Annotated in this window: 11 protein-coding genes; 1 reads left to right on the top strand and 10 read right to left on the bottom strand. The window is 50.0% G+C overall.

All coding sequences use genetic code 11. The features are described 5' to 3' along the window. Positions 1-91: 91 nt before the first annotated feature. The 4 genes from VN379_RS19095 to VN379_RS19080 all read right to left on the bottom strand — a co-directional run bounded on the left by VN379_RS19095 (position 92) and on the right by VN379_RS19080 (position 4,247). Entirely contained in the window at positions 92-1,276 is a 1,185-nt protein-coding gene (locus tag VN379_RS19095; RefSeq protein ID WP_325536753.1) for an MFS transporter, read from the bottom strand. A gap of 215 nt (positions 1,277-1,491) precedes the next feature. Beyond that, positions 1,492-1,629: a sterol carrier protein domain-containing protein gene (locus VN379_RS19090; RefSeq protein ID WP_325536751.1), complete on the bottom strand. Its 138-nt coding sequence runs from the start codon at positions 1,627-1,629 to the stop codon at positions 1,492-1,494. Further along, a complete protein-coding gene (locus VN379_RS19085; RefSeq protein ID WP_325536749.1) occupies positions 1,626-2,600 on the bottom strand; it encodes a GNAT family N-acetyltransferase in 975 nt (324 codons plus the stop codon). The genes VN379_RS19090 and VN379_RS19085 overlap by 4 nt, the downstream gene beginning before the upstream one ends. 165 nt (positions 2,601-2,765) lie before the next feature. Beyond that, on the bottom strand, positions 2,766-4,247 hold the full coding sequence (locus VN379_RS19080; protein ID WP_325536747.1) for an MFS transporter: 1,482 nt from the start codon (positions 4,245-4,247) through the stop codon (positions 2,766-2,768). Between the two features lie 145 nt (positions 4,248-4,392). Here VN379_RS19080 and VN379_RS19075 point away from each other — a divergent pair, with 145 nt between their 5' ends. Then, positions 4,393-5,223, top strand: a complete 831-nt coding sequence (locus tag VN379_RS19075) for a MerR family transcriptional regulator (protein ID WP_325536745.1) — start codon at positions 4,393-4,395, stop codon at positions 5,221-5,223. Positions 5,224-5,321: 98 nt separating this feature from the next. Here the strand turns inward: VN379_RS19075 and VN379_RS19070 are convergent, their stop codons facing one another. From VN379_RS19070 to VN379_RS19045, 6 genes are all read right to left on the bottom strand, one after another. Then, complete coding sequence (locus VN379_RS19070) at positions 5,322-5,969, bottom strand: DUF1638 domain-containing protein (RefSeq protein ID WP_325536743.1); 648 nt, start codon at positions 5,967-5,969, stop codon at positions 5,322-5,324. Between the two features lie 84 nt (positions 5,970-6,053). Next, positions 6,054-7,385, bottom strand: a complete 1,332-nt coding sequence (locus VN379_RS19065) for an MFS transporter (RefSeq protein ID WP_325536741.1) — start codon at positions 7,383-7,385, stop codon at positions 6,054-6,056. Between the two features lie 238 nt (positions 7,386-7,623). Continuing rightward, positions 7,624-9,222 (bottom strand): L-carnitine/gamma-butyrobetaine antiporter, encoded by a 1,599-nt coding sequence (caiT, locus tag VN379_RS19060; protein ID WP_325536739.1) that lies wholly within the window; start codon positions 9,220-9,222, stop codon positions 7,624-7,626. A 204-nt stretch (positions 9,223-9,426) separates the two neighbouring features. After that, a complete protein-coding gene (locus VN379_RS19055; protein WP_325536737.1) occupies positions 9,427-10,827 on the bottom strand; it encodes a trimethylamine methyltransferase family protein in 1,401 nt (466 codons plus the stop codon). Between the two features lie 63 nt (positions 10,828-10,890). After that, positions 10,891-11,691 (bottom strand): methyltetrahydrofolate cobalamin methyltransferase, encoded by an 801-nt coding sequence (locus VN379_RS19050; RefSeq protein WP_325536735.1) that lies wholly within the window; start codon positions 11,689-11,691, stop codon positions 10,891-10,893. A gap of 17 nt (positions 11,692-11,708) precedes the next feature. Continuing rightward, positions 11,709-12,347 (bottom strand): corrinoid protein, encoded by a 639-nt coding sequence (locus VN379_RS19045; protein WP_325536733.1) that lies wholly within the window; start codon positions 12,345-12,347, stop codon positions 11,709-11,711. Positions 12,348-12,472 lie beyond the last annotated feature (125 nt).

Here is a 12,472-nt window from a genome sequence, read left to right as displayed (position 1 = left end):
CGCCGGTGGATAGTTGAACGTAAGTTCTCTGAGAATAACGTGAATAGAAAGCGGGGTGGCCGTTAGCTCCAGTTGCCGAGAAAGCAGGTTATCAGGTAAAACTCCTTTTAACCTCCTCCGGCCGGCGGCGAACGGCCACCGCGGCCCAGGCCGCTCCTGCCCCCAGCACCCCGGCCATACCTACGAACGCGAACCCCCAGACCATGCCCGCCCAGCCGCTTATCGCCCCCACAACCAGCGGGCCCAGTAACATGCCCATACCGTAAATGGTCTGGAAAAAGCCCATCGCGGTGGCTTGACGGTGGCCGGCAATATCACGGATGCCCAGGCTCATGAGAATTGGGAAAACCAGTCCCCGGGCGAAGCCGGCTATTGCCTGGGTCACAAACAGGGTCATGATATCCGGGACAAAGGGAATAACAAGGCAGCCGGCGGCCATCATCAAAAAACCGCCCGTCACCATCAAGCGCTCGCTGAAAATACGCCGGAAAAAAGTAGCGCTGAGGAGCGATGCCATGATACCAGGCAGCAAGTAAATCATCGGCAGTAAGCCGATCTCGGTGTAGCTGGCACCAAGGTTCTTGGCGACTAGCGGCACGAAGCTGAACACTGTCCCGAAGCTAATAACCTGGATCACCATGCCTAACAGCGACGGCAGCGCCAGCGACCAATCGCGGGCCATAGCCACAATATCGCCCAGACTAACTGACTCCCGCGCCGTCTGCGCGGGCACCTCGCGGACAACCCAGTTGCATACCAGGGCCGGCAAAGCGATTAGCGCCGCCAGCAGGAAAGACTGTTCCTGACCGTAGTATTGGGCGACCAGACCACCGGCAAACATCGCCGACATCTCACCGGAGTTGACGATGGCATTGACCAGTCCCATGGCCTTACCGCCCTCGGCCGACGGATAGCAGTGGACGAAGAACACCGTCTGCAGCACCCAGGCGGTGGCGGCAATGCCGGAAAGCAGCCGGAAGAAAAGCAAGCAGTATATGTCACGAAACAGCCACATACCGAGACTGCCGGCCAGACCGAGGATGGTACCGGTTATCAGAAAAACCTTACGACGGTCCAGCCGGTCGGAGATTATCCCTAGAGGCAGCCGCAGCAGCACCTGGGTCAGGCCGTAGGACCCCAGAATGACGCCGATCATCTGGTAACTGGCCCCGAGGTCCTTGGCATAGGTCGGCAAAATGGGTATGTATGTAGAAAGCGAAAACCAATATAGCCAGATCGAAAGCCCGACTATTACTTTTTGTCGCACAAAATCCATATTATTTCCTCTTCTGAACAGACATAATATCAGCAGTTCAAGCAGGATCCCAGTTGAAAAAACTGAATATCCAGGTTTCATTCTCAGAAATACGGGACTCAGGCTTCCTCATCCCGAAACCGCTGACCCAATATTATAATATAAGTTTCTAATAACCTGCCAGTTATCCTGCCTGTAAATGAAGGCAGGTAAAAGAAAGTACAAGCCATGTTCCCCTAGAAATAATCTGAGAAATAAGGAGTCTGCTGCTCGATTGCATCCTCCAGCATATCCACCGTTTCCGGCTTACAGGCCATGCGGCCGATCTTATGCAGATAATCCGGCCGCTTATATCCCAACAGCATCGTTGTCATGGCAGCGGATCATCCAGGGTAAAGGTCCATTCCCTCTCTTTGGTAGCCGGCTTAAAGGGATAGTGGCTGATAAACTGCTCCAAATCCACGATACGGGCCATGTAATACGGTGAGATGACCTCCTTGATATCGGCATCCTCCAGTAAAAACGCCAGCGGCTCATCGGTATGAATATTGCCTACGACCTTGGCGATCATGGAAAAGTGGGCGCTGATAAAATTCCAGAGCCCGCTGCGCGCTTCTTCATTTACGAAGATCATGTCCTTAATGTGGAAAACTTCGTCTGCAATCCAATAAAGGACATAGCCGTTCGGCTGCCCGTCGTCACTGTAATAAACAGCGGCCATCAGGTCGTCCAAATCCCACAGCCAGTATTCATTCCAGGCCAAATCACTGCGCAACATGGCGCCATGGGTTTGCAGGGCGAACCGTTCATATACTTTTTTGACAGCGTCGCTTTCAATGGCGACCCGCACTACCTCGCCGGCAACCTGTTTATTTTTTGGTAACTGATAATCCTTTACCTCAAAGGTTATTTTATCCGAAATGATCTCCCAGCCTTTGCGGCGATAGTAGGGAATAGAGTATGGATACAGGTAAGAGATCGACTGCTTTTTCTCTCTCATGCTTTCCAGTGCCTGGTACAGCAACTTGTGCATCAGCCCCTGGTTGGAGTATTCCGGGAAAGTACCGACACCGGTAAGGCCGCCCATGTCGTAGGTTGTATTGAAGATGCGTACCTGAAATGGATAAACCGCCACCTGAGACACGAGTTTATTGCCGTCAAACCAGCCCCACACATCGGCCTGCTCCAAAGCCGGCAATTTGGCGTTAGCGATATCCCGTTCTTCCCAGCCAACCTTGTGCAGATCGTCATCGGTTACCTGAAAAACATACCGTAACAGTTGATGGTATTGGTCAAGATGCTCCAGTTCGACTTTCTTTAACTTTAATTGCTTTTTTTTACCCATTTAAATCTCCTTTCGCAGAACCGCTATCGATCCTGCATGGCTTCGCATCCTGCCGCACCGTCAAGGCACCGATGGAAAGCCTATTGCTTAACAGCCTCTCTCTTCGTCTATTGACATTATTTAGTTTATACTATATTGCTGGAATAGAGTCAATACAATAAAGCCCTACGATTTCTGCGCCCGTTGCGCGGCAATGCAGATGACAAGGGCACTCAAAAACAGAATACCTGCCGCCGCGGCCAGGACAGCTAAGAAAGCTTGATTAAACGCCGCCTGCGCCGCTGCCGTCAGGGACGCTGCGGCAGCGGCCGGCAGGGCTTCGGCAACAAGCAGCGCTTCGTCCAGGCTATCGTGTACAACCATAGGCAACGCTGAATCAACCGTCAGCGAGGCACTGTACACAGCGGTTGAAAGGCTGCCCAAAACAGTAACCCCAATGACGCTGCCAAGTTCGTAAGACACTTCTTCAATCGAAGCCGCCGTGCCCGCTTGGGACAACGGCACATAATTGATAATCGCGTGGGAAGCGGCGGTCATAGCCCCGCCAAGACCGGCACCAATAATCAGCAAACAGCCGATCTGCGCACTTTGCGCAGCATTGTGGGCAAACAGGAACCCCACAAGTCCCAGGCCTGAGATCAGCAGCGATAATGATTGAATGGTCAACGTATCGGCCCGGGGCAGAAGCCAGGCCGCCAACAAGCTGGAGCAAAAGCAAGCGATTGCCAGCGACATGGTATACAGACCGGCCTCTAAAGGCGAAAAGCCGCGGACAAGTTGAAATTGCTGGGTAAAAGCCAGTTCTGAGCCAGTCAGCACAAAGGTTGACACCAGAGCGGTCAGTGTTCCTAAACGAAAGCGGAGATTGCAAAAAAGGGTAAAGTCAATTAAAGGATCAGCTTGCCGGTTTTGGCGGCGGACAAAAATGGTAATTGTCATTATGCCGATCACAGTGGCAGCCAGCGCCGTTGCAAACGAGCTGTTGCTCCGGCCTAGTTCCTTGATGGCATAAACCACTGCAACCAGGCCAGTCATGATCTGCACAGAGCCGAGCCAGTCCCAGCGCTTAGCGGTTTGTCCCCGAAAGTCGGGAATAAGCGGCAGGGCAAAACCCAGGGCGATTAATACGACAGGAATGTTAATCAGAAATACCGATCCCCACCAATAGTACTCCAGCAAAACGCCGCCGACAAGCGGACCAATGCCTGCACCGCCTGAAGCAATGGCGGACCAGATGCCAATTGCCATGGCCCGTTCGCGTTCATCAGCGAAGGTGACACGGATGATCGACAGGGTCGCCGGCATCATCATCGCTGCGCCGGCAGCCAGGAGGACCCGGGCGGCAATCAGCACATACGCCACCGGCGCGTAAGCGGCAACAACCGATGCGGCACCAAAGACGGCCAGGCCGGCAACAAACAGCCGTTTGTGCCCCACATGATCGCCCAGCGTGCCAAAGGCCGGCAGCAAGCCGGCCATAACTAACGGATAGGCATTAACGATCCAGAGTTTTTCCGAGGCGGTAGCCGCCAGGTCGTGCGTCAGCCGCGGCAAGGCCGTATATAACACAGTTACATCGATAGTAATCAGAAAAAGGGCGCTGGAAACGATGATCAGAATCATCCAGCGTTGCGGTTTAGTTATCATGCGTCCTCCTTCAAAGCCTTTCTGCTTTGCGGTCGACGCTAGCGGCATAGCGCTAGCTGTCGCTTTTGATTGACACCATCCAGCATAAGCTATATTCTTAGAATATAGTCAACACATATTCAAGTAATGCCACAGGAGAAACACTATGGAGTTGCAATTTACATCAGGGCAGGTCTGTAAAATATTTGGGATTACTAAGCAGACACTGCTTTTTTATGATAAGGCCGGTATCATGAAACCCAAATTTATCAATGGGAATACCGGGTACCGCTACTATACGCTGGATCAATTTGACCTTTTATATTTAATTCTTTCCCTCCGGGAAACAGGGGTACCACTAAAGGAAATAAAAAAGCTTCTGGCGCAGCGAACGGTAAATAAAACCATTACTATACTTGAGGATCAAATTTCTGAAATTCAAAACAAAGTTGAGAACCTCCAGGCAGCAAAAAACAGATTATATCAGAATCTTACTTACATCCAGCAGTTGGGAGAAATAAAGAATTTTGAAGAATTTTCGCTAAAGGCTGTACCTGAACAATATCTTCTGGCAATGCCTTTACAGTATATAAACGGTCTGCCTGCTTATCACTTAACCCTATCGAAAATAACAGAATGTCTGGCTAATCATTCCATCCCCTTTTATTGGAAAGTAGGATATGTGACAACACTGGAACCGCCGGAAAAAAGTAAAGATCTAATGTTTGTGGTATTAGACCATGCTATAGCCAATTCGCATGTTAAGCTGAAACCGGCCGGTATTTATCTATGTACTTATCATTACGGCCTTTATGAGACGCTCGACAATACCTATGAGAAGTTATTTACCTATATAAAATCAAATCGCTTAACAACGATCGGCCATATTTATGAAAATTATATTATCAACAATCTCGCTACTGCGGACGAAAGCAGCTATATTACAGAGATTTCAGTCGCAATCAATAATGCAGCGAAGCCGCTTGCCGGACATTGACCGCAATGTATCCGCATGAACAAACAAAAATAGCCGGTTAAGGTGATAAAAACTCACCCTAACCGGTTGTTCTTGTTTCTATTGGAATATTGTTATCATTACTTTTCTTCCCATATTATCCGGCTATGCGGCAATACGGTCAAAAACTCTGCCGGCGGCCAGGGACCTGTAACAAGCTGCTTAAGCCAGGTAAGCTCGCCCTCTATACTATCTGCCGGAAGATTATGGCGTAACAAGCGGTCCGCCATGTCAGCCCGGGCCTGATTCAAATCATAAGCCCCTGTATCAATAAACAAAAATCGTTTGTAATTCGCCAGCATCATGCCATAAACTATCGCCGTCTTGCGCTCCCCCATACGCGCCAACGTGTCGTAGTAACAGGTATTAGAGAATTTCAACCACCCGGCTGTTAGAAAAAAGGAAGGAATACTGGAGGCTTCGGCAAATCTTTTGCGTGAGCCTAATAAGAGAGGAATGCAGTCATCCACCCGGGGTATAATCAGCGTAAAATCGTGAGTAATAAGATCTTTAATGGCTCCGCCGCACAAACCATAGGCCAGGAGTACACGGCGGACTTCCGGGCCCACAGCGTCCAGCTCTTGCTGAAGCGCAGCCCGCATCTGGCCTGTGGGTTTGTCATGCCAGGCCGCTTCGGTGAAGATCAGCCGGGGCGGTGCGGGCAGCATGGCTGCCACCTTTCTCACCTCATCCTCCAAGGTGCCACAACTAATTACCACCGTGTCCATAATCTGCCTCCCGTCATAAAGTATTTTCTGATCAGCATCGTAAGATGCTCTTCCTTACCAAACACGCCTTTAGGGGCAGCCACGCTATAAGTCCGTACCGGACGTACTGTCAGAACCTGCAGCCTGCGCCAGCGTTAAGCCTTGCGTTTCCGGCGCCAGGGCTATGCAAATTACCAATCCCACAAAGGTAATCCCAGCCATAATGAGCATGGTTGTCCCCAGCCCATAAACCTGTAACCATTGAGGTAAAGAATAGGTACCGACACATGCCCCGATACGGCTTACAGCCGTGCCGATGCCTACCGCAGTTGCCCTTATCTCTGTCGGAAATAATTCATTAGGATACAGCCATTCCAGAATGTTGGGCCCGCCCGAAGCCACAGCATAAATAGCAAATCCGGCTATGATCACCCAGCTTGTGGCGTCCGGGAACAGCCCCAAAATTAACAGCCCTGCGGTCATAAACACAAAACTCCAGATAATAAGCGGCCGCCGCCCCACTTTATTAAGCAACAGTAATGCCTGGAGTATGCCGATGACAAAAAACATGCTAATAGCTATATCCCCCAGCATAGCGTCTTTGCCGCGGGCCAGGCCGAACATTGCCAGGATTACCGGCCCAAAAGTGTAAATGGCAAATAGCGGAACGATTTGACACATCCAAAAACCGCAGACCAATATACTTCTTTTCAGATACATTGGTTCGAGAAGCTTGCTTAAGCGGGTTTCTACTACGGTTTGGCCTATGGTATCGATGTCGGCATCCGGCCCATACACTTGTTTTACCGCAGCCCGGGCTTCGTCCACCCGGTTCTTGCTTAACAGCCAACGCGGCGATTCCGGTGTACCCCACCGCCCGATAACAAGCAGTGTGGCGGGAATAGCCGCACTGCCAAGCATCCATTTCCAGCCGCCAGGCACATCTAACAAGAAATACCCCAGGATATTGGCGGCAGCTGCCCCAATAAACCACGCCAGCATCAGGATTCCCAGCATCCAGCCCCGGTGCTTTCGCGGGGCAAATTCCGCCAGCAGCGTAGTCGCTATGGGATAATCGACCCCTACGGCAATGCCGATTATGAACCGCAGAACAACCAGCTCCAGCGGCGTAGTAATAAACATCTGAAGGATTGAACCTATGCCTAATACGAGTAGATCAAGTGTATACATCACTTTTCGCCCGAAGATGTCAGTTAAATAACCCAAAAGTCCGCCGACAAACAGTCCTGCAAGCGAAGCAGCCCCAATCATCCCAGCCCAGTAAGCATCAAGCTGAAGATGGGGACTCAATTGGACCAGCGCCGCGCCGATTATGACTAAAATATAGCCGTCCAAGAAGGGGCCGCCGCCGCAATACAGACACAGTCGCTTCAGGAATGGGGTTAATGGGCTTTCTTCGATCACAAGCTTGGACATTAAATTACCACTCCCTTTTTCCGGAAACACTTTTTATTGGTACTATGAGACAGCTTTCGGCAAGCACCACCCCTGCCGGAATCTTACGGTGCCTAGCGCTAATGCAGGCTAACCTTCAGATGGGGTTTGACCCCTATCTGAAGGGTAGTCGCCCGACTCCCAGGGAAGCCTCCTAAAGCACCTGCTTATCGAAGCCGGAGTCTTAGAGCAGGTTAGTCTCAAGCTAAATTATCCGACATCAGCAGGAATCATTCGTATTGCGCGGCTCAACCGCTGCTTCAACAGCCTTGCCGGACGTAAAATTATGCGTATTTTCATGGGGTTCCGAAGGGGCATCGCTCCAGTCCTTACCGGCCTTCGTGATAAAGCCATATACGATAATCCCAATGATAAACATAGCCGGGAAGGAGCCGGCAACGGCAGCGGCCTGCAGCGGCTTCATCCCGCCCAGGAAAATCAGGGTGAGCGAAAGGCCACCCAAAACCATCGCCCAAAACACGCGGTTCCACTTGGCCGGTTCCTCACCGGCCCCCAGCCTTGCCGTCGTGACCATGGCGAGCGTATAAGCAATACTATTAATAACGGTTGCGGTTGAAATAAACAGCAGCACCAGTATCAGGGGTAGGATGATAAAACTGCCAGGCAAGGTGGCAAATATCTCGACAATAGCCCTGGGAACACCATGTGCTTTAATAATTTCCCCCAGATTGATTACTCCTCTTGTTTGTAAGTCAAGCGTATAGCTGCCAAAGATCGCAAAATAGGTATATACACAAGTTACCCCCGAAAGTGTCGCCCCCAGAACAAACTCCCGTACCGTTCTCCCGCGGGATATTCTGGCCAGATACATCCCTGTGCCTATAGCAAAAGCAGTAAACCAGGCAAAATAGAAAATGGTCCAGCCTTGGGGAAAACCTGAGTTCTGAACCGGATCAGTATATAAGCTCATTCTGAAAAAGTTGTTAAGCATTACGCCCAAACTATCAAAGAAATTGTTGAAAATGAACGCAGTCGGACCAACAGCTAAAACAAATGCCAGCAAACCAAACCCTAGCCAGTTTCTAAAATCGCTTAACCGTCTGATGCCTTTATCCAGCCCGCCATATACGCAAATTGCCACAATAAGCGTCCAGATAACAAGAATTGCCGCATCCAGGCCAAGCGTGTGCGGTATTCCTGTAATCTTGGTGACCACCTCACTTAACAGCGGTGTCCCCAAGCCGATGGAGGTACTAATGCCGGCAATCATGCCAACCATGTAAAAAACGTCAATGACCTTGCCGGCATATCGCCCGCCCCGTTCGCCCATGACTGCCTGAAAAGCCGCACTGGGCCTGAACACTTCGGTGCCTTGAACAAAGAATATATAGCCGAAGACGACACCGATCCCCACATAGACAGCGTAGCTGCTTGGCCCCCAATGGAACAACGGGTACGAGGATGCCACGGCCATGGCCTGAGGTGAAAACGGTTCTAAGCCAAACGGCGGCGCGGATAAATAGAAATAAAACTCAATGGGAGCCCAATAAACAATGGCTGCCGTAGTGCCTGCGGAAAACAGCATCCCCAGCCAGCTAAGGGTACTAAACTCCGGCTTATCGCCGCCGAAACGTTTATTGGCAAACTTGCCAAACACAAAATAAAGTACGACTGCAAAGTTAGCTAATATGAAGAGTTCATAGGTCCAGCCCATCGGGCCGGTTAGAAACGCAAATACTTTATTGACTGCAGCCGAGCCTGCCTCGGGATTGGTTATGATGGCTGCACAAATAATGCCAATTAATACTAAGGGTGGCCAAAACAATAGTTTATCAATAGCACCATTACCTTTTTTCATTCGCCATTCCCCCTATCTTTCAATACGCAAACCATAATTATACCCATTCCCCGCTGCTGAGGGGTGACGCAAGCAGCGGCGTGGCCGGCATAGGATAAACCACCCCGTTCTCCGGGCACCCCTCAACAGAGGGGAATGGGTTTGCACGGCTACTGACCGGCTTTGGCAATCATAGCAGGCAGCTTCGCCGGCTAAGCAACAATATTACTTTCTTTTTTCGATATAGCGCCTCAAAGCAGCGTCTATATCCGCAGACCATGCTGGTTGTACGTATTCAGCTAACATCTTTTTCCAGCGGGCGTTAGCCCGTTGCTCGATTGTTAAACCGTCTTGGTTGACTCTGGCTCGATCACTCAGTATTGGTTGATAAAACTCCTTACGGAAATGAGTGAAGGTATGTTTGTGAGTGATATATTCTCCACGGGGACCCACCTGTTTAATAGCATCAAATGCCAAAGTATCATCGTTTACGGCAACGCCCCGGCCAATTCGTTTTACCATCCCGATAATTTCGTCGTCTATCATTAATTTCTCGAAAGATGTACAATTATAAGTATCCAGAATACCGGCAGCGTGGAGAATGAAGTTGCCGCCGGCCATTTGCGCCATCAGCAAGGTCATCATGGACTCATAACCTGTCTGGCTGTCAACCTGTTTACTGTCGGAGAGAGTACCGCTTATCCGGCAGGGAATCTTATAATATTTTGCCAGCTGTCCATTGACCAGGGAAAAGAGCGCGCTTTCGGGGGCGCCAATGGATAGGTTGCCAAAACGCATATCGGTACTGGAACCGGAAGCGGAATAGACAATCGGCGTGCCGGGATTTACTAACTGAGCCAAAACAATCCCCGCTAAAATTTCCGCATTTTGCAGAGCGATGCTCCCGGCAATAGTTGCCGGCGAGGTAGCTCCGGCCAGGCAGAGTGAGTTGACCAGTTGAGGCTGACGGTATTCGGCATACGCTATGATAGCACCGGCCATTTTGTCGTCATAGCTAAGTGGCGTCAACGTGCAGGGAATAGAAATAATTACATTCTTATCTTTGAGGGTGTCCATGCCGCCATGGGCAATGGCCGCCATTTCAATGCTTTCTTTAGCGGCTTCATATCCCAAGACACTGCCCATCAGCGGTTTGTCACTGTATTTAAGTGTGTGATACACCATCTCCATATGACGGGTATTGACATCGGTATCGCCAGGTTCACAGGAGATGTGGCTTTGAATGTCAATATTGTTCATCATATGGCATAGTTTTACCAGCTTGATAAAATCATCCAAGGTGCCAGGCCGCCGGCCTTTGTCTATATCTAAAACGAAAGGCGAACCATAAGGACCCACAAAGGTCGTCTGTTCCGTATTAAGTTCAACGTTTTTTTCCGGGTTGCGGGCATGTAAGGTAAACGAGGAGGGAACATGTTTTAATTCCCGTTCCACCATGCCCTGGGGAAAGTAGACTGTTTCTCCCTCAACCTTAGCGCCGCCTTTGGCCAAAATTTCCCTGGCCGGCGCATAACTAAAGATGATGCCAACTTCCTCCATGATTTTAAGCGAGGTTTCATGGATTTTCTCAATATCTTCCGGGCGAACTGTCTGATATCTCTGCATGTGTTTTACTTCCTCCTTCGAAAAATAGCTTCCCCTTGAAACCGGAAGCTTGCTATAATTGGTTTACTCTTCATAAAGCCCTTTGCGATGAGCTTTTAAATAGCCCATGCAGTAATCGTCTTGGCCTAAGAGAGTCGAACCGGCGTAAACGACTCCCATCATGCTCTTATCGGTAGGATTCAAAATATAGCCATCCATCCCTAATGCCATAGTCTGAGCAACAAATAACCGATTAAGCACCTTCCTGTTAGGCAGCCCGTAGGAAACATTGCTCAAGCCGCACATAAAGTGCACTTTGGGATAATTTTGCTTAATCAGCTTGATGGTCTCCATTACTTCGACCCCCGCTGTCTGCACACTGCTTACGGGTTTTACCAAGGGGTCAAAATAGATATCGTCATCGTTAACCCCGGCAGCAGTCAATTTACCGTAGAGGCTATCCACTACCCGCATGCGGTCGGCCGCCGTCTCCGGCATGCCATGATCATCCATGCACAGGGCAACTATCTTGGCTTTATATTTCAATACCAGGGGCAGGATGGCCTCAAACCTGGGGCCCTCATCGGTAATGGAATTTATCATTGGCGTACCGTACTTGGCCAGGGACAAGCCGGCTTCCAGTGCCTGCGGGTTCGGGCTGTCAATACAAAGCGGCACCTGTACGGCTTCCTGAATGGTAGTTACCAGCCACTCCATATATTCCAGTTCATTAAAAACCTTATTGCCGCAATTGACGTCAATATAGTTGGCGCCTGCCTCTACCTGTTCCCGCGCTATTTGCTGGATATATTGGGCATTTTTCCCCTCAACCGCTTCGCTGACAGCCTTCCGGCTTGTGTTAATCAATTCTCCTACGATTAGCATAATGCGTAACCCCCATATTACCTATTAACTACTAACTCAGCAGCCATTTCCTTGCAAGCGACGGCATCAACGCAATAACCGTCGGCACCAATTTTATCGGCAAACTCCGGATAGAGCGGAGCACCGCCAACCAACACTTTTACCTTATCTCGCAAGCCGGCTTCATTAATCGCATTGATGGTATCCTGCATGGCCATCATCGTCGTTGTGAGCAGTGCGCACATGCCGACAATCCGGGGCTTATGCTCTTTGATTGCCGCCACAAAAGTCTCAGGCGCAACGTCTACACCCAGGTCCACCACATTGAAGCCGCCGCTTTCAAGCAGCATGACTACCAGATTTTTGCCGATATCATGCAAATCGCCCTTTACCGTTCCCATGACAAAGGTGGACACATTGGCTGAATCTTCTGCAGATAATAGCGGCTTGACAATGGCTAACCCTTCAGACAAGGCTTTGGCCGACATCATCACCTCAGGAATAAACATTTCTCCTGCCTTGAACTTGGGGGCAACGATGTCCATGCCTGCCAGCAAACCCTTGCTGACAATCTCCATCGGCTTCACGCCGGCTGCTATCATACCTTGGGTGATCGTCTTCACCTCAGAATCATCACCTTGATACACCGCTTCCGCTAACTTTTCGAAACTGCTCATACCATACCTACCTCCTAAAAATTTGTGTATTCAGGACATAATAAGCACTGTAAAAAAATGTTTTTTGGATTTTTTTCTACATACAGAGCTATTATGCCGCTTGCTCTTTAACCATTGCATAATGT

The sequence above is a fragment of the Sporomusa sp. genome (assembly GCF_035561255.1).
Taxonomy (GTDB): domain Bacteria; phylum Bacillota; class Negativicutes; order Sporomusales; family Sporomusaceae; genus Sporomusa.
The sequence above is the reverse complement of the archived record's forward strand: the minus strand, read 5'-3'. Positions and strand labels throughout refer to the sequence as shown.